At 65.3% G+C, this 17278-nt stretch carries 17 protein-coding genes and 1 rRNA gene; 12 read left to right on the forward strand and 6 right to left on the reverse strand.

The genetic code is table 11. The features are described from left to right. The first annotated feature begins 14 nt into the window (after nt 1-14). Nucleotides 15-131: ribosomal RNA gene (gene rrf, locus CXR03_RS06600) — 5S ribosomal RNA — on the forward strand. Between the two features lie 489 nt (nt 132-620). Here rrf and CXR03_RS18260 read toward each other — a convergent pair. Continuing rightward, nucleotides 621-1877, reverse strand: coding sequence for a hypothetical protein (locus CXR03_RS18260; protein ID WP_181034517.1), 1257 nt, complete (start codon nt 1875-1877; stop codon nt 621-623). Between CXR03_RS18260 and CXR03_RS06605 the strand changes: the two genes are divergently transcribed. The 10 genes from CXR03_RS06605 to CXR03_RS06650 all read left to right on the forward strand — a co-directional run bounded on the left by CXR03_RS06605 (nt 1830) and on the right by CXR03_RS06650 (nt 11841). Further along, nucleotides 1830-2696, forward strand: coding sequence for a hypothetical protein (locus tag CXR03_RS06605; RefSeq protein ID WP_181034518.1), 867 nt, complete (start codon nt 1830-1832; stop codon nt 2694-2696). The genes CXR03_RS18260 and CXR03_RS06605 overlap by 48 nt on opposite strands. Nucleotides 2697-2700: 4 nt before the next feature. Next, nucleotides 2701-3699, forward strand: a complete 999-nt coding sequence (locus CXR03_RS06610; protein ID WP_104102897.1) for an HAD-IIA family hydrolase — start codon at nt 2701-2703, stop codon at nt 3697-3699. A 56-nt stretch (nt 3700-3755) separates the two neighbouring features. Further along, nucleotides 3756-3962, forward strand: coding sequence for a hypothetical protein (locus CXR03_RS06615; protein WP_146070467.1), 207 nt, complete (start codon nt 3756-3758; stop codon nt 3960-3962). 3 nt (nt 3963-3965) lie between these two features. Then, nucleotides 3966-4844: a TlyA family RNA methyltransferase gene (locus CXR03_RS06620; RefSeq protein ID WP_104102900.1), complete on the forward strand. Its 879-nt coding sequence runs from the start codon at nt 3966-3968 to the stop codon at nt 4842-4844. A gap of 47 nt (nt 4845-4891) precedes the next feature. Further along, the gene (locus CXR03_RS06625) at nt 4892-5863 is read left to right on the forward strand and encodes an NAD kinase (RefSeq protein WP_104102902.1); all 972 of its coding nucleotides are present in this window, start codon (nt 4892-4894) and stop codon (nt 5861-5863) included. Then, nucleotides 5860-7587: a DNA repair protein RecN gene (gene recN, locus CXR03_RS06630; protein ID WP_104102904.1), complete on the forward strand. Its 1728-nt coding sequence runs from the start codon at nt 5860-5862 to the stop codon at nt 7585-7587. The genes CXR03_RS06625 and recN overlap by 4 nt, the downstream gene beginning before the upstream one ends. 50 nt (nt 7588-7637) lie before the next feature. After that, entirely contained in the window at nt 7638-9332 is a 1695-nt protein-coding gene (locus CXR03_RS06635; RefSeq protein WP_104102906.1) for a CTP synthase, read from the forward strand. Nucleotides 9333-9339: 7 nt separating this feature from the next. After that, on the forward strand, nt 9340-10011 hold the full coding sequence (locus tag CXR03_RS06640) for an NUDIX hydrolase (protein ID WP_104054757.1): 672 nt from the start codon (nt 9340-9342) through the stop codon (nt 10009-10011). 358 nt (nt 10012-10369) lie between these two features. Then, on the forward strand, nt 10370-11311 hold the full coding sequence (gene xerD / locus CXR03_RS06645; protein ID WP_258073613.1) for a site-specific tyrosine recombinase XerD: 942 nt from the start codon (nt 10370-10372) through the stop codon (nt 11309-11311). Nucleotides 11312-11376: 65 nt separating this feature from the next. After that, nucleotides 11377-11841 (forward strand): 8-oxo-dGTP diphosphatase, encoded by a 465-nt coding sequence (locus tag CXR03_RS06650; RefSeq protein WP_258073614.1) that lies wholly within the window; start codon nt 11377-11379, stop codon nt 11839-11841. A gap of 48 nt (nt 11842-11889) precedes the next feature. Here the strand turns inward: CXR03_RS06650 and CXR03_RS06655 are convergent, their stop codons facing one another. Beyond that, nucleotides 11890-12366, reverse strand: a complete 477-nt coding sequence (locus tag CXR03_RS06655; RefSeq protein WP_104102907.1) for a DUF4188 domain-containing protein — start codon at nt 12364-12366, stop codon at nt 11890-11892. 77 nt (nt 12367-12443) lie between these two features. Between CXR03_RS06655 and CXR03_RS06660 the strand changes: the two genes are divergently transcribed. After that, on the forward strand, nt 12444-13067 hold the full coding sequence (locus CXR03_RS06660) for a MerR family transcriptional regulator (protein ID WP_104102909.1): 624 nt from the start codon (nt 12444-12446) through the stop codon (nt 13065-13067). Here CXR03_RS06660 and CXR03_RS06665 read toward each other — a convergent pair. The 4 genes from CXR03_RS06665 to CXR03_RS06680 all read right to left on the reverse strand — a co-directional run bounded on the left by CXR03_RS06665 (nt 13064) and on the right by CXR03_RS06680 (nt 17242). Further along, nucleotides 13064-13513: a hypothetical protein gene (locus tag CXR03_RS06665; protein ID WP_104102910.1), complete on the reverse strand. Its 450-nt coding sequence runs from the start codon at nt 13511-13513 to the stop codon at nt 13064-13066. The genes CXR03_RS06660 and CXR03_RS06665 overlap by 4 nt on opposite strands. A gap of 114 nt (nt 13514-13627) precedes the next feature. Continuing rightward, the gene (locus tag CXR03_RS06670; RefSeq protein WP_104102912.1) at nt 13628-14761 is read right to left on the reverse strand and encodes a bifunctional 2-methylcitrate synthase/citrate synthase; all 1134 of its coding nucleotides are present in this window, start codon (nt 14759-14761) and stop codon (nt 13628-13630) included. A 54-nt stretch (nt 14762-14815) separates the two neighbouring features. Beyond that, nucleotides 14816-15721 (reverse strand): methylisocitrate lyase, encoded by a 906-nt coding sequence (prpB, locus tag CXR03_RS06675; protein WP_104054753.1) that lies wholly within the window; start codon nt 15719-15721, stop codon nt 14816-14818. After that, a complete protein-coding gene (locus CXR03_RS06680; RefSeq protein WP_181034573.1) occupies nt 15722-17242 on the reverse strand; it encodes an MmgE/PrpD family protein in 1521 nt (506 codons plus the stop codon). Nucleotides 17243-17278 lie beyond the last annotated feature (36 nt).

Raw genomic sequence — 17278 nt, forward strand, 5'->3', positions numbered from 1 at the left:
GTGGGTGGTAGGGTTACGGCGGTCATAGCGTGGGGGAAACGCCCGGTCCCATTCCGAACCCGGAAGCTAAGACCCACTGCGCCGATGGTACTGCATCCGGGAGGATGTGGGAGAGTAGGTCACCGCCGGACAATATTTGTTCAGAGGTTGAGGCCCGTACCTTTTGGTACGGGCCTCAACTGTTTAACGCGTGGGCACAGATCGTTGCAGTCGTGGGCCGGAGGTGGGAAGACTCACCTATTCCCTGCAGCGCTTCACGGTAAGGGATGTCCATCCCGGAACGTACCTGGACTAGAATCAGACTGTGCCTCTTTAGGCCCCCCAAACTTTCTAACCAACTTTTATATATCCATAGTGACGAGCGACTGCAGTAAATTCCGTTGGTCGGCTCACGACGAGAGGAACTCACGAGCATGTCAGAGCAAAATAATAGGGATCAGCGCGGCGCCGGAAGCAACGCCGGCCACAGCAGCAGCTCGTCAGATAAGCGGGATGACCGCGGACGTCCCGCCACCAACGACCGGAATGCTCCTAAGCGTTTCGAAGACCGCAAGCCGTCCTTCGGCGGCAGGCCTGCGCGTGACGGTGAGCGGAAGTCCTTTGGCGATCGCGGCGCGTCCTCAGAACGCAAGCCTTACTCGAAGGATCGCAAGCCGTCCTTCGGGGAGCGCCCTGCTCGGGGTGACGACGATCGTCGTCCGGCTCGCGACAACGACCGTAAGCCGGCATTCGGCGATCGTGGCGACCGTAAGCCTTCGTTCGGTAGTGACGATCGTCGTCCGGCTCGTGATGGTGAGCGCAAGCCGTTCTCTGAGCGCAGCGGTGAGCGGAAGTCCTTTGGTGACCGTGGCGACCGTAAGCCTTCGTTCGGCGACCGTCCGGCCCGCGGTGGAGATGACCGCCGTCCGGCTCGCGACAACGACCGTAAGCCGTCCTTTGGCGATCGTGGTGACCGTAAGCCGTCGTTCGGTAGTGACGATCGTCGTCCGCCGCGTGATGGTGAGCGCAAGCCGTTCTCTGAGCGCAGCGGTGAGCGGAAGTCCTTCGGAGACCGCGGAGACCGTAAGCCGTCCTTTGGCGACCGTGGCGACCGTAAGCCTTCGTTCGGTGACCGTCCGGCCCGCGGTGGAGATGACCGCCGTCCGGCACGCGACAACGACCGTAAGCCGGCATTCGGCGACCGTGGCGACCGTAAGCCTTCGTTCGGTAGTGACGATCGTCGTCCGGCACGTGATGGTGAGCGCAAGCCGTTCTCTGAGCGCAGCGGTGAGCGGAAGTCCTTCGGTGACCGCGGAGACCGTAAGCCGGCATTTGGTGACCGTGGCGACCGTAAGCCTTCGTTCGGGGACCGTCCGGCCCGCGGTGGAGATGACCGCCGTCCGGCACGCGACAACGACCGTAAGCCGGCATTCGGCGATCGCGGCGATCGCAAGCCGTCGTTTGGTGGTGACGACCGCCGTCCGCCGCGTGATGGTGAGCGCAAGTCCTTCGGTGACCGTGGCGACCGTAAGCCGTCCTTCGGGGACCGTCCGGCCCGCGGTGGCGATGACCGCCGTCCGGCACGCGACAACGACCGTAAGCCGTCCTTCGGTGACCGTGGTGACCGTAAGCCGTCCTTCTCGAAGGACCGGCCGGCCCGGGGTGAGGATGCGCCGGTTGTTGAGCACAAGCACAACGCCCGCGATCTGCGCAGCGCCAACCGTCCCGACCGTGAGCGTTCCCCCGAGATCGATGACGATGTCACAGGACAGGAGCTGGACAAGGTCACCCGCGCCCAGCTGCGTGTCCTGGAAGAAGTCAACGGCGAGTGGGTCTCCAAGCACCTGGTCATGGCCGGACGCCTGATCGACATCGACCCTGAGCTGGCCTTCCAGCATGCGCTGGCTGCCAGCCGCCGCGGCGGCCGCATGGCGGCAGTCCGTGAGGCAGTAGCCCTCACGGCGTACGCTTCCGAGAACTTCGCGGAAGCCCTGCGCGAATTCCGCACCTACCGCCGCATCAGCGGCTCGAATGCCTACCTGGCCATGATGGCCGACTGCGAACGCGGCCTCGGCCGTGCGGACCGCGCCCTGGACATTGCACGTTCGGACGAGGCGAAGGAACTGGACACAGCAGGCCAGGTTGACATGGCCATCGTGGCATCCGGTGCACGGATGGACATGGAGCAGTACGACGCGGCCGTGACCGCACTGGAAATCCCGCAGCTGGACAAGAACCGTGCCTTCTCCTTCAGCCCCCGCCTCTTCCGTGCCTATGCTGACGCCCTCGAGCTGGCAGACCGCAACGAAGAAGCCGAGCAGTGGCGCAACCGCGCGCTGCTGGCTGAAAAGGCTCTCGGCATCGGGGAGTTCGCCGAGCCCGACATCTACGATCTCGACGACGAAGAGGAGAAGCCGGAGAAGCCGCGCCGCGGCCGCGAGGACCGTGAAGGCCGCGACGATCACCGCGGTGCTGAGCGTTCGGACACCCCCTTCGCTGCTCCGGTTGAAACCGAGCCGGCAGATGCCAACGGCGACCTGGACCTGACGGACGACGTCGACACGTTGCCTTCCGACGACCAGGAAGGCGTGATCGGCGTCTTGGAAGCCGAGGAAGAGGACGACGACAGCACCGTTGAACTGCACGACGACGGCAACGACAATGATGAGTTCTCCGCCGACGCGCCCGCGGGCGACGTCGACGAGGACCGCGCGTAGCATCATGCAGTCCGCCGCGCTGATTGCCGGATACGACGCCGTCCTCTCGGACTTGGACGGCGTCGTCTACGCGGGTCCGCACGCCATCGAGGGTGCCGTCGAGGCGCTGCAGCGTCTCGCCGGCGTGGGTGTGCAGCTCGCCTACGTCACCAACAATGCCTCGCGTTCCTCCGAAACCGTGGCCGCGCATCTGCGCGAACTCGGGGCGCCGGCAACAGCGGAGACCGTGTTCGGTTCGGCGCAGGCCGGTGCGGAGCTGCTGGCAGCTTCCGTTCCGGCCGGCGCAACGGTCCTGGTAACCGGAAGCGCCTGGCTTACCGAGCAGGTGCGCGAACAGGGGCTGGTCCCGGTGCTTTCCGCTGATGACCGCCCCGACGCCGTCATCCAGGGCTTTGATCCCGCACTCGGCTGGAAAGACCTCGCGGAGGCGGCCTTCGCCGTCGGCCGCGGCGCTGTCTGGGTTGCCACGAACACTGATATGTCCATTCCGCAGGCCCGGGGGATCGCTCCCGGCAACGGAACCCTCGTGGCCGCCGTCGCTGCAGCCACGGGCAGGACGCCCCTGGTGGCGGGAAAACCCGAGGCTCCGCTGTTCCTGACAGCGGCACGCCACCTGAATGCCAAGGCGCCTTTGGTGGTTGGCGACCGGTTGGACACTGACATCTTGGGCGGCAACAACGCCGGATTCGCGACGGCATTGGTGCTTACCGGCGTTGACACACCTCAGACGGCGCTGGCAGCCCGCAGGCAGGAGAGGCCGACGTATCTGGTCGAAAACCTCGACGCGCTCTACCGGCCGTACCCCGAGGTTGAAACGGCCGACGGCGTTAGCCGCTGCGGTACTGCCGTTGCCAGAGTCAACGGGAACACCGTGGAAATCACTGGCGACAGCACCGATTTGGATAGCTGGCGTGCAGCCTGCGCCGCATGGTGGAACGCCTGTCCTCACGAGGAGAATGCGACTGCGCCGGTGCTCAGCTGGACTGTCGCTGCCGGCGGATAGGCTGGATTCGAAACGTTGGACAAGGGATGGGCAAACGCCGGATGGATGACAGCCAGATGGAGAACACAAGGACAGATTCGGCGGGTGCCGCCGGCTCCTGGCCTTCCGTTTTGGTGACCACGCAGGATCCGGCGGTTGATGCCGCCCTGGCAGCTGTTAGGGACGTCCCGGCAATGCCTACCACCGAACACCTTGCCGTGTATACAGCGCTTCACGACGGTCTCCTGGCCCAACTGAACGTCGATCTTTCAGAGGAGCGCTAGAACGTGGCAAGACTTGACCAGGAACTGGTAACCAGGGGACTGGCCCGTTCCCGGACCCACGCCGCCAAACTCATTGCTGCCGGCCGGGTTTCCCGGGCGGGCGCCGTTCTCGGCAAGGCATCGGCTTCCGTCTCAGATGAGGACATCCTGTCAGTGCTCGACGACGGCGTCCCAGACTATGTCAGTCGCGCCGGACACAAACTCGCAGGCGCGCTTGTCGCTTTCCCGCAGGTGCAGCCTGCGGGACTTCGCTGCCTGGACGCCGGTGCTTCGACCGGTGGTTTCACTGATGTCCTGCTGCGGGGAGGCGCAGCGCGCGTGGTGGCCGTCGACGTCGGGCACGATCAGCTGGTGGAGGTGCTGCGCCGGGACCCGCGCGTTGATGTGCATGAAGGCATGAACGTGCGGTACCTGGATCCGGAGGACATCGGGGGACCGGTGGACCTGACGGTGGCCGACCTCTCCTTTATCTCCCTGACCATGGTGGTGCCTGCCCTGGCGAAAGCGACGCGCCCGGGAGGAAACCTGCTGCTGATGGTCAAGCCGCAGTTTGAAGTGGGCCGTGAGAAGCTGGAGAAGGCGGGGGTTGTTCTCGACCCCCAGAAGCATCGAATGGCAGTGGCACGGGTGGTGGAGTCTGCCCTGACGGCGAACCTCCGTATTGGGGGCCTGGCGCCCAGCCCGCTGCCGGGCCAGAACGGCAACGTTGAGTTTTTCCTGTGGCTGCAGGTGCCAACACCTGGAACATCGGTTGCGGAGCCGCCCGCGAATGCACAGGGAACCGCCCGGCGTTTGGTGGATGAGGCCTTTGACAGGTTTGATGGAGCCGGAAGTAAGCCGGCTGATCGGTTTGCAGGCGGGGAACGCCCCGCCGAAGACTGACGGAATTCCAATCAGCTCCCTCGGGGGCGGAACAGGACGATACGCACATGAGCAGACGGATACTCGTGCTGGCCCACACCGGCCGGCAGGCTGCCATGGCTGCCGCCCAGGAAGCGTGCACCCAGCTCCACACTTCCGGATTGATTCCGGTCATGCGGCGCAAGGACCTGGAAGATATCCAGTCGGTTTACGGCGTCCTGACTGCACCCACTGAAATCCTCGACGAAGACGTTGCCCTTGACGGTGTGGATCTGGGCATGGTCCTGGGAGGGGACGGCACCATCCTGCGTGCCGCAGAACTGGTTCGTGATACGAACGTCCCGCTGCTGGGCGTGAACCTGGGTCACGTGGGCTTCCTGGCCGAAAGCGAACGTGCCGATCTTGCACAGACCGTGCACTGGGTGGTCGAGCGGGCCTACACCGTTGAAGAGCGGATGACCATCGACGTCAAAGTCTGGTTCGAGAATCAGCTGATTGCCCACACCTGGGCGCTGAACGAGGCCGCCATAGAAAAGGCCGACCGGCAGCGGATGCTCGAGGTAGTGGTGGAGGTGGATGCCCGCCCCATCAGCTCCTTTGGCTGCGACGGCGTGGTCCTGGCTACTCCCACGGGCTCCACAGCTTATTCCTTCTCCGCCGGCGGCCCCGTGGTGTGGCCCGAGGTGGAAGCGCTCCTGATCGCGCCCATCAGCGCCCATGCACTGTTTTCCCGGCCGCTCGTAGTCGCCCCTGCGTCCATTCTTGCCGTGGAGGTCCTGACCCGCACAGATGCTGCGGGAGTGCTCTGGTGCGACGGCCGGCGCAGCGTGGAACTGCCGCCGGGAGCGCGGGTGGAAGTGACCCGCTCCGCCATTCCGGTGCGGCTTGCCCGTACCCACTCAACACCGTTCTCGGAACGCCTGGTGCGTAAGTTCCAGCTTCCCACCCAAGGGTGGCGCGGCCCGGTCGGCAGCCCGGGGGACCTTTCGGACAGCGTGGAAATTTCACGGCACACTGCAGACAGCGGAGGACCGGCATGATTGAAGAAATTCGAATCCGGGACCTTGGCGTCATCACGGACGCCACGCTGGAACTAGGGCCGGGATTCACCGTGGTTACCGGTGAAACCGGTGCCGGTAAAACCATGGTCATTACGGCTTTGGGGATGCTGCTGGGTGCACGGACCGACGCCGGAGCCGTGCGCACCGGAGCAAAGGCTGCCCTTGCGGAAGCTGTGGTCCGGCTTCCGCCGGAAAATGCCGCCGTCACCCGGGCGGAGGAGGCAGGCGCTGAACTGGAAACGTACGACGGCGTCACCGAGCTGATGCTCGCCCGAACCGTCAATGCGGCGGGCCGCAGCCGTGCACACGTAGGAGGACGGTCCGCTCCGGTGGGCGTCCTTGCCGAAGTGGGCCAGCATCTTGTGGCGGTGCACGGGCAGTCGGACCAGCTCCGGCTCAAGAGCACAGCGGCCCAGCGGGAGGCACTCGACAAGTACGCCGGTTCGGTGCTGGCGTCCCTGCTGTCGTCCTACCAGGCGGACTACACGCGCTGGCGCGCTGCGGTCACCGAATTGGCCGATCTGCGCAACCAGGCCCGTGAGCGCCTGCGGGAAGCGGAGTACCTTTCGGCTTCACTGGAGGAAATCGATGCCCTGGAACTGCTGCCGGGCGAAGACGAAACCCTGAAGGCCGAAGCAACCAGGCTCAACAACTTCGAAGAGCTGCGCACCGCCGCCGTGGGTGCACATCAGGCTCTGATCGCCGGTGACTTCTCCGACGGGTCCGATGCCACCTCCCTCGTGGATGCGGCGAAACGCCAGCTTGAGCTGGCCGGCGAACATGACCCGGCACTGGCGGACTCAGCCAAACGGCTGGCCGAGGTTGGCTACATCCTGACCGACATAGCCGCTGAGCTGGCCAGCTACAGTGCCTCCCTGGACGGGGAAGGCCCGGAACGGCTGGCCGAAGTGGAAACCCGCCGGGCTGAAATCTCCGCGCTGCTCCGTAAATTTGCTCCGTCAGTGGACGAAGTCCTGGAATGGGCCGAGACCAGCCGTGCCCGGTTGGCGGAGCTTGGCGACGACGGCAGCCGGATCGAAGCGCTGGAGGCGGAAATCACAGAGCTGCAGGCCGGACTCACGTCAGCCGCAGCTGACCTGACCAAGCTGCGGACCGAAGCCGCGGCTGACCTGGCACAGCGGGTCAGCGACGAGCTGTCCGCCCTGGCCATGGCCGATGCCAACCTGGTCATCGAGGTCACTGCGGTGGATGAGCTGAGCATGCACGGAGCGGACAGCATCTCCTTCCTCCTGCAGCCGCATCCCGGTGCCCCGGCACGGCCGCTGGGCAAGGGTGCTTCGGGCGGTGAGCTCTCCCGCGTCATGCTGGCCATCGAAGTGGTGCTGGCGGAAGTTGACCCCGTGCCCACCTTCATTTTCGATGAAGTGGACTCGGGAGTCGGCGGCAAGGCAGCCGTCGAAATCGGCCGCAGGCTGGCCATGCTCGCCAAGCATGTTCAGGTGATTGTGGTCACCCATCTACCGCAGGTGGCGGCTTTTGCCGACCACCACATCCGCGTGATTAAGATGTCGGCAATGGAGGAAGATGGAAGTGGCGTAACAGCCAGTGACGTTACCGTTCTGGACGATGCAGAGCGGATCAAGGAACTTGCCAGGATGCTGGCGGGCCAGGAGGACTCCGAGTCCGCCCGGGCACACGCCGTCGAACTCCTGGCAGCGGCGGGACATCCGCCGCGTCAGTAGTCCAGTGCCGCAGGAAGAATTCCATGACGACAAACTCAGAACTACAAAAGGTGATAGGCTCGAACTCCGTGGTGCAGCGATCAAATTCCAGGTTTCCCAAGTCGTCTTCTACGACCAAACACATCTTCGTCACCGGTGGCGTGGCGTCCTCACTCGGTAAGGGACTGACAGCGTCAAGTCTCGGCCATCTGTTGAGGTCGCGCGGCATAGCGGTGACCATGCAGAAGCTCGATCCCTATCTCAACGTGGATCCGGGCACAATGAACCCCTTCCAGCACGGCGAAGTCTTCGTGACCGACGACGGTGCCGAGACTGACCTCGACATCGGACACTACGAGCGGTTCCTTGACGAGAGCCTCGACGGCTCCGCCAACGTCACGACCGGTCAGGTCTACTCCACCGTTATCGCCAAGGAACGCCGCGGCGAATACCTCGGTGACACGGTGCAGGTCATTCCGCACATTACCGACGAGATCAAGCGCCGGATGCGCCTGCCCTCCGAGGCGAAGAAGACCCCCGACGTCATCATCACCGAAATCGGCGGCACGGTTGGCGACATCGAGTCCCAGCCCTTCCTGGAGGCCGCACGCCAGGTGCGCCAGGACATCGGCCGCAACAACGTCTTCTTCCTGCACGTTTCCCTCGTGCCGTACATCGGCCCGTCCCAGGAACTGAAGACCAAGCCGACCCAGCACTCCGTGGCTGCCCTGCGGTCCATCGGTATCCAGCCGGACGCCATCGTCATCCGCTCGGACCGCCCGGTGCCGGACGCCATGCGCAACAAGATCGGCCGCATGTGCGACGTCGATGTTGATGCCGTGATCGGCTGCCCGGACGCCCCGAGCATCTACGACATCCCCAAGACCCTTCACTCCCAGGGCCTGGACGCATACATCGTCCAGCACCTGGACCTGAAGTTCAAGGACGTCAACTGGACCAAGTGGGACAAGCTCCTCGAGGCTGTCCACAACCCCAGGCACCACGTGAACATTGCCCTGGTCGGCAAGTACGTAGACCTGCCGGACGCCTACCTCTCTGTGACCGAAGCCCTGCGCGCCGGCGGCTTCGCCAATAAGACCAAGGTCAACATCCGGTGGGTTCCCTCCGATGAGTGCGCAACGCCCGAAGGCGCCGCAGAGGCCCTGGCCGACGTCGACGCCATCTGTGTTCCCGGCGGCTTCGGCATCCGCGGACTTGAAGGCAAGCTCGGAGCACTGACCTACGCCCGGGAAAACAAACTCCCCACGCTGGGCCTGTGCCTTGGCCTGCAGTGCATGGTCATCGAATACGCCCGCAATGTGGTTGGGCTGGAAGGCGCGTCCTCCTCGGAGTTCGAGCCGGACACCAAATTCCCGGTCATCGCCACCATGGCGGAGCAGAAGCACATTGTCTCCGGCGAGGGTGACATGGGCGGCACCATGCGCCTGGGTCTGTGGGACGCCAAACTTGAAGAGGGTTCGGTTGTGGCCAAGACCTACGGCAAGACTGCAGTGGCCGAACGCCACCGCCACCGGTACGAGGTCAACAACCAGTACCGCGACCAGATCGCCGAGGCAGGCCTGTCCTTCTCCGGCACCACGGTTGACGGCGGACTGGTGGAGTTTGTTGAACTTCCGGCGGACGTGCACCCGTACTACGTCTCCACGCAGGCGCACCCGGAGCTCAGCTCCCGTCCCACGCGCCCGCACCCGCTCTTCTCCGGTCTGGTGAAGGCCGCCCTGGCACACCAGAACGGAAAGGGCTAACAACCCCATGAGCGAGACCAGAGGGTTCGCCGACGAACAAAGTCCCCGCCGCCTGCTGAGTTCCTCCGTGGAATACACCGGGCGGGTCTGGGACGTGGTCAGTGAGAAGTTCCAGCTGACCGCCGACGGCGAACCCCTGGTCCGCGACTACATCCGCCACCCCGGCGCGGTGGCCATCCTGGCCATGAACGACGCCGGCCAGGTGCTGCTGATTAACCAGTACCGGCACCCGGTGCGGATGACCCTATGGGAAATCCCCGCCGGTCTGCTGGATATTGACGGCGAAGACTTCCAGGTGGGGGCAGCCCGGGAACTGGCCGAAGAAGCCGATATTGAAGCCAGCCAGTGGAATGTCCTCACGGACCTCTTCCTCTCGCCCGGCTCCTCCCGCGAGGCCCTGCGCATTTACCTGGCGCGCGGCATCACCGAGGTTCCCGAAGCGGACCGGCACGAGCGCACCCACGAGGAGGCGGAAATCCGCACCATGTGGGTGGACCTCGACGACGCCGTCCAAGCAGCGTTGGACGGGCGCCTGCACAGCCCCTCGGCCGTAGCCGGTGTCCTGGCCGCCGCGGCAGCCCGTCCCTCCGGTTTTGCGAACCTCCGCCCTGCCGATGCTCCGTGGCCGGAGCACCACTCCCAGCACTCAACCTGGCCGCAGGGCCCCGTTTCTTCTTAGGACACAGACTGCCATGGCCGCCTCCGATCTCCCTGCAGGCGGACACACTCCTGCGCCGGTACCAGCCGGCACTTCTTCGCCGTTCCAGCCGCCGTCTGCTGCGCAGCTCAACGACACTGTCGTTTTCGACTTTTCCTCCATCAACGCCACTCTGAAGCTGGACTCACCCGCCGAACTGCTGCGGGCAGCCTTGGCCCAGGACAAGGCGGAGGGCGAAGCCGCGGCGAAGGCAGCCGGAACTGTAACCGAGGCAAAGACTGCCGGCGGCACGGCTGCCGAAACAGCGCCACCGACTGCGAAGAACTCCGCCGCGCCCAAGAAAACTCCTGTTCCCAAGGGTCCGTCCGCCGCTGACGAACTGCGCGCCACCGCCGTCGGCCGCGAAATTGGCGGCTACCTGCAGCACATGGCGGTGGAGCGCGGACTGGCCGTCAACACCCTGGATGCCTACCGCCGCGATTTGCTCCGCTATGCCCGCTTCCTGGCCTCCCGCGGGGTGGAGGACGTCGCCCGCATCTCGCGGCACGACGTCACTGCCTTCGCGCAGTCCATCGTCGAAGGCTCCGACGGCGCCTCCGCCCTGAGTGTCCGCTCGGCGGCACGCACCGTGGTTGCTGTCCGCGGACTGCACAAGTTCTGGGCACTGGAAGGGCTCACCACGGCAGACCCGGCTGCGGACGTGCATCCGCCGCTGCCCGGTAAGCGTCTGCCCAAGGCCATCAGCGTCAACGAAGTCACGCGGATCCTGGAGGCAGTCTCCACCGAAACGCCCACCGGGCTGCGCGACCGTGCCCTGCTGGAATTCCTCTACTCCACCGGAGCACGCATCAGCGAGGCCGTCGGCCTGGATATCGATGACCTGTCGCTGGAACGGATCCCGGCCAACGGTCCCGACGTCGTGCGGTTGTTCGGCAAGGGATCCAGGGAGCGGCTGGTGCCGCTGGGCTCCTACGCGGCCCGGGCCCTGGACGAGTATCTGGTCCGCGGCCGGCCGGCCGCGTCCGTGAAGGGCAAGGGCACCCCCGCGCTGTTTTTGAACGCCCGCGGCGGCCGGCTCAGCCGGCAGAGTGCCTGGACCATTCTCAAGAACGCAGCGGAAAAGGCCCAGATCGGCCGGGACGTTTCTCCGCACACCCTGCGGCACTCCTTCGCCACCCATCTTCTCGAGGGCGGCGCAGACGTCCGAGTGGTCCAGGAGCTGCTCGGGCACGCCTCAGTGACCACCACCCAGGTGTACACACTGGTGACCGCCGAAACCCTGCGCGAGGTTTACGCCGCCGCGCACCCCCGGGCGCTGTGAACGAGGCCGTGAACGACGCCGGGCCGGGCAGCGGCTCACCCGTTCCGCCTTCCCGGGCCGTGCCGGTGGTCCTGTGCTTCCTGATGCGCGACACCCCGGAGCAGGGTACCGAAGTGTTGATGGGCCTAAAGCAGACGGGTTTCGGCGTCGGACGGATCGTCACGCTCGGGGGTCATGTGGAACCGGGGGAGAGCCCGGCCCAGGCAGCCGTACGGGAAGTCTTCGAAGAATCCGGCGTCACGGTGGCGGAAACGGACCTGGAACTCGCCGGGACCATCGAGTTCATTTTCCCGGCCCGCCCCGAGTGGGATATGTCCACTGTGGTCTACCGGGCCCGGACCTGGGAAGGCGAGCCCGCGCCGTCGCCGGAAATCGTTCCCGCTTGGTATCCGGTGGGGGAAGTCCCTTACGCCCGAATGTGGCCGGACTCGGCCCACTGGATGCCGGAGGTGCTCGCCGGACGGTACTTCGACGTCGTCGTCACCCTGGCGTCCGACAATGAGAGCGTTGCCGGCGTGGTCTTCTCCTAACCGCTGAGCCTGCATCAGGCGAGCCGTCCGGCACCGAGCTGCGCCGCATTAGGCCGCGGCCGGCCCCAGCCGGTCCGCGGCCCGGCTCCCGAAGGCGGCATCCTGCACGCCGGTGGCCTTGGCCAGTCCCGTGGTCGGCATTCCGACATACATGGACTCAGCGCGGTCCACCACATACGTCTCGTGCCAGATCCCCACGCTGCCCGGTGCTTTTCGAGCAGCCCGGTTGAAGGCGGCCCAGGCGGGTCGGTGTTCTGCGTTGGGCCGGGATGCGTAGGCATAGAGCTGCTCGGTGCTCTTCCAGTACTGGATGACCAATGGCCCGCCGGAACCAACCGTCATCCGGTAGCCCAACAGTCCGGACTCCGGATCGGCGGAAAGCTCGGCGAGCATCCGAGGCATGGCGGTGAAGGCCGGAAGCCAGAGGTCCGGCCGCCAGGGTTTATTGATGCGCATGCCGATCAGGAAAACCACAAGCGGGCCATCGTAGGAGTGGCTTCTGCGCTGGGGGTGGATGTGAGCCATGACGGCTCCCTCCGACTGTCTGGATAGTGATGGTATCCACACTAGAGAGTTACACTATCCAGCACAAGGGGGTTTGCATGCGCATCTCAGAATTGGCGGAGCAGAGCAACGTTCCGGTGGCCACGATCAAGTACTACCTGCGGGTCGGACTGCTCCATGACGGCCGACTCACGGCGCCCCGCCAGGCGCAGTACGACGGCGGGCACGTGGGCAGGCTCCGTCTGATCCGGGCTCTCCTGGGGCCGGGCGGCCTTTCCGTTGCCGAAGCGGGAAAGGTCTTGGAGCAGCTGGATGACCCGCCGGAATCGGCCCACGACCTGCTGGGGGTCGCCGCGCACGCGGCGGCGGTGCTGCCGGAGGCCCGGACGAGCCATCCCCGGGCCGATGCCCTGTTGGAGAAATGGGGATGGAGCGTTGATCCCGAGGACCATGATGCCCGCTCCCGCCTGGAACAGGCACTTCAGGGTCTGGCGGATGCCGGATTTGAGCCTCCGGAGGGGTTTCTCGATATGTACGCCTCCGCCATGCGGGAGGTGGCTGCCAGAGAGGTCGAAGAGGTTCCCCGGAGCAGCCCCGCCGAAGCACTGCGCTACGTCATGCTCGGCACGGTCCTGGTGGAGCCGCTGCTGCTGGCGCTGCGGCGGCTGGCGCATCAGGATGCCTCCGCGCGAATCTTCGCGGCGGAACCTCCGCTGACCTAGTCTTCGCTCCTGAACTCCACCGCCCAGCGAGCGTCCTGTTCGGATCCGACGGTGACCATGAGCCCAGCGTCGAACTCATAGGGTTGCACACCGCTGAAGGTCTGGACCTGCCCGCATTCTATGGTGGTGCGGGGCCCTCCGGTTATCGAGAGGGAGACGGTTCCGGTGTCGCAGAGGAAGCTCGCTGCTATCGGTCCTGAAACAATGGGATGGAATTTCAGGCTCGTCTCCTCGCCGGCGGAAACAGCGCCTCCGCCCATGCGGGTCTCCGTGAAGTCCCGGTCACCGCGTTCGGACGTGATCTCCTGCTGCAGCTGATACACCTCATCGTCCCACGCACTCGCGGGCTCCGGCGTCGTCTGCGGCTCAGCGGCACCGGTGCTGCAGGAGACAGCGGAAACTGCGGCAGCAGTGAGAATCAAGGCGAGTGCAGGAATGCGCGTCACGGTCTGTCCTTCCGGGTTAGCAGGAAGTGTATACGGACAGGAGAGCCTCACTACGCAAGCGCCCGTTGCAGGAATCCCTGCAACGGGCGCTTGGCGTGCTGTCTTGTCGGCTGCTTAGCTGACGTGCCGTTCCTCAGGGCCGTCATAGGCGCTGAGCGGACGGATCAGGGAGTTGGCTTCCAGCTGCTCCATGATGTGCGCCGTCCACCCGGTGATCCGGGCGGCCACGAACAGCGGCGTGAAGGTGGGCGTGTCAAAACCCATCATGTGGTAAACCGGCCCGGCCGGATAATCCAGGTTCGGCAGGATGTTCTTCCGTTCGCCCATGGCCGACTCCAGTGCCGCGTACAGCTCGCCCAGGTCCGCCCGGTCGTAATGCTTGACCATCTTGTCCATGGAAGCTTTCATGGTGGGCACGCGCGAGTCGCCGTTCTTATACACGCGGTGGCCGAAGCCCATGATCTTCTTCTTCTCCGCCAGGGCGGTGTCCAGCCAGCCGGCGGCATGAGCCGCGACGTCGCCTTCCCCGGCACTGGCGGTGATCTCCTCGAACGTGTGCATCACGGCCTCATTGGCACCGCCGTGCAGCGGGCCCTTGAGTGCGCCGATCGCGCCGGTCACAGCCGAGTGCAGGTCCGAAAGCGTGGACGTGATCACGCGGCCGGTGAACGTGGAGGCATTGAAGGAGTGCTCCGCGTACAGGATCATCGAAACGTTGAACGCCTCCACGACCTCGGGAGCGGCTTCCTCGCCGAACGTCATCCAGAGGAAGTTCGCCGAATAGTCCAGGTCGTCGCGGGGCTCCACAACGTCCTGGCCGCGGCGGCGGCGCTGGTCATAGGCCACCACCGCAGGCATGGCAGCGAAAAGGCTCACGGACTTCTCCATGTTCGCCTGCACCGAGGAATCCTCGGCCAGCTCATGCGATGCACCCAGCACGGATGCCGCGGTGCGGCACACATCCATGGGATGGCACGTGGTCGGCAGGGCATCGATGACGGCCTTCAGCTCCGGGGTGAGGGCGCGCTGCGCCCGCTCGCCCGAGGTGAACTCGGCCAGCTGATCCGCAGTGGGCAGCTCGCCGTTCCAGAGCAGGTAGGCAACCTCTTCGAAGCTGCAGTGGGCAGCCAGTTCCTGGACCGGATAACCGCGGTACAGCAGCGAGTTGGTTTCCGGGTTGACCTTGGAAATTTTGGTCGTGTCAACGAGGACACCCGCCAGTCCCTTGTGGATCTGATCATCTGACATTACGAAAGACTCCTTTGTCGCGGTGGTGTTGCGGGGGATTCCGGCAGGAAAAAGCTAGTGCTTGCCCGGAATCTGGAAGTTGAAGACCGAGGTGTCGAAGTGGTTGTAGGCTTCATAATCCACCAGATCGTACAAACGTGCACGCGTCAGCATGTTGGGGACGTCATCCTGCTGGGTGCCCTTGGCCTTGATGGTCTCCAGCGTGCGTTCCGCGGCCCCCATGGCGCTGCGCAGCAGGGTCACCGGATAGATGACCATGTTCACGCCCACCGAGGCCAGCTCGTCGTAGCTGAACAGGTCGCTCTTGCCGAACTCGGTCATGTTGGCCAGGATCGGCACGTCCACCGCGTCGCGCATGGCGGCGAACTCTTCCAGCGTCTTCATGGCTTCGGGGAAGATAGCGTCCGCTCCGGCGTCCACGAGGGCACGGGCCCGGTCCTGCGCCGCTTCAAGGCCGTCCACGGCGCGGATGTCGGTGCGCGCCATGATCAGGAAGTTAGGATCGCGGCGTGCGTCCGCAGCGGCCCGGATCCGCTTGGTGGCGGTGTCCAGGTCCACGACGTTCTTGCCGTCCAGGTGGCCGCAGCGCTTCGGGTTGAACTGGTCTTCGATGTGGCAGCCCGCCAGGCCGGCGTTCTCGAGTTCCTGGATGGAGCGTGCCACGTTCATCGGCTCGCCAAAACCGGTGTCGGCATCCACGATGGCGGGCAGGTCCGTCATCCGGGCGATCTGCCCGGCGCGGGTGGCCACCTCGGTCAGGGTGGTCAGGCCGATGTCCGGCAGGCCGAGGTCATTGGCGAGGACCGCGCCGGAGATGTAGACGCCGTCGAAACCCTTTTCCTCGATCAGGCGGGCAGAGAGCGGGTTGAACGCTCCCGGGAACTGCTGGAGCGTGCCGGAAGCGAGGCCTTCGCGGAAGGCAATGCGCTTGGCTTCGGGAGTTACGGAGGAGTACAGCATTTAGAAGAGTCCCTTCGGGGCGTTGGCCGGGTCAATGACGCCCTCGGCTGCGGTGATGTTCAGCTGGTCCAGCTCGCCTGCAGCCAGTTCGGGCAGGCGCTGGACGGTGGTCAGGAACCGCTCAATCTCCTCTTCGGAGACCAGGCCGGCGGCCAGGGTGCGGAACTTGTTGATGTACTCCTCGCGGGCAAACGGCTTGGCGCCCAGCGGGTGAGCATCGGCGACGGCGATTTCGTCGGTGATCTCGGTGCCGTCGTTCAGGACGATGGTGACCTTGCCGCCGAACGCCTTTTCGTTGATGTCCAGTGAGTGGTAACGGCGGGTCCATTCCGGATCCTCCACGGTGGTGACCTTGTTCCACAGCTCCACGGTGTCGGCGCGGCCGGCACGCTCGGGGGCGTAGGAGTCCACGTGGTGCCAGGAGCCGTCCTGCAGGGCAACGGTGAAGATGTACGGAATGGAGTGGTCCAGGGTCTCGCGCGAGGCCGTGGGATCGTATTTCTGCGGATCGTTGGCGCCGGAGCCGATCACGTAGTGGGTGTGGTGCGAGGTGGCGATCAGCACGCTGGCCACCTGTGAGGCGTCGGCTGCCTCCGGGTGTTCGCGGTGGATCTTACGGGCCAGGTCGATCCAGGCCTGGGCCTGGTACTCGGCGGAGTGTTCCTTGGTGTAAGTGTCCAGGATGGCGCGCTTGGCTTCGCCGGCCTCGGGCAGCGGAACCTCGTAGGCCGCGTCGGGGCCGTCCAGCATCCAGGCGATGACACCGTCTTCGCCCTCGTAGATCGGGGTGGGGGAGGTCTGTCCGCGCATGGCGCGGTCCACGGCTTCCACGGCCATCTTGCCGGCAAACGCCGGAGCGTGCGCCTTCCAGGTGGAGATTTCGCCCTTGCGGGACTGCCGGGTGGCGGTGGTGGTGTGCAGTGCCTGGCCTACGGCCTGGAAGATGGTGTCGACGTCGAGGCCCAGCAGGGTGCCGATGCCGGCGGCTGCGGACGGGCCGAGGTGGGCTACGTGGTCGATCTTGTGCTTGTGCAGGCAGATGGCCTTGACCAGGTCCACCTGGATTTCGTAGCCGGTGGCAATGCCGCGGATCAGGTCGGCGCCGGAGGCGCCGGTGTGCTGGGCAACGGCGAGCAGCGGCGGGATGTTGTCACCGGGGTGGGAGTACTCGGCAGCCAGGAAGGTGTCGTGGTAATCGAGTTCGCGAACGGCAACGCCGTTGGCCCAGGCGGCCCATTCGGGGGAGGTCTTCTGCTCCACGCCGAAGACGGCCGAACCCTTGCCGTGGGCGGAGGGGGAGAAGGACAGCGCCTGGGCGCGGGCGGCGACGATGGGCCCGCGGTTCAGGGAAGCGATGGCCACAGAGGCGTTGTCGATGATGCGGTTGATGACCATGTCCGTGACCTCGTCAGTGACGGCAACGGGGTCAGCGGCGACCTCGGCGATCTTGTAGGCCAGCTGGTCTTCGCGGGCAAGGTTCTCATCGCTGCGGTGGACCCGCACTTTGTGGAGATTCATTATGTGTCCTTTCGGGGATGTTCTGGGAACGATTGTGGC

It is taken from the genome of Arthrobacter sp. 08Y14 (assembly GCF_002929455.1).
GTDB lineage: Bacteria > Actinomycetota > Actinomycetes > Actinomycetales > Micrococcaceae > Arthrobacter_B > Arthrobacter_B sunyaminii.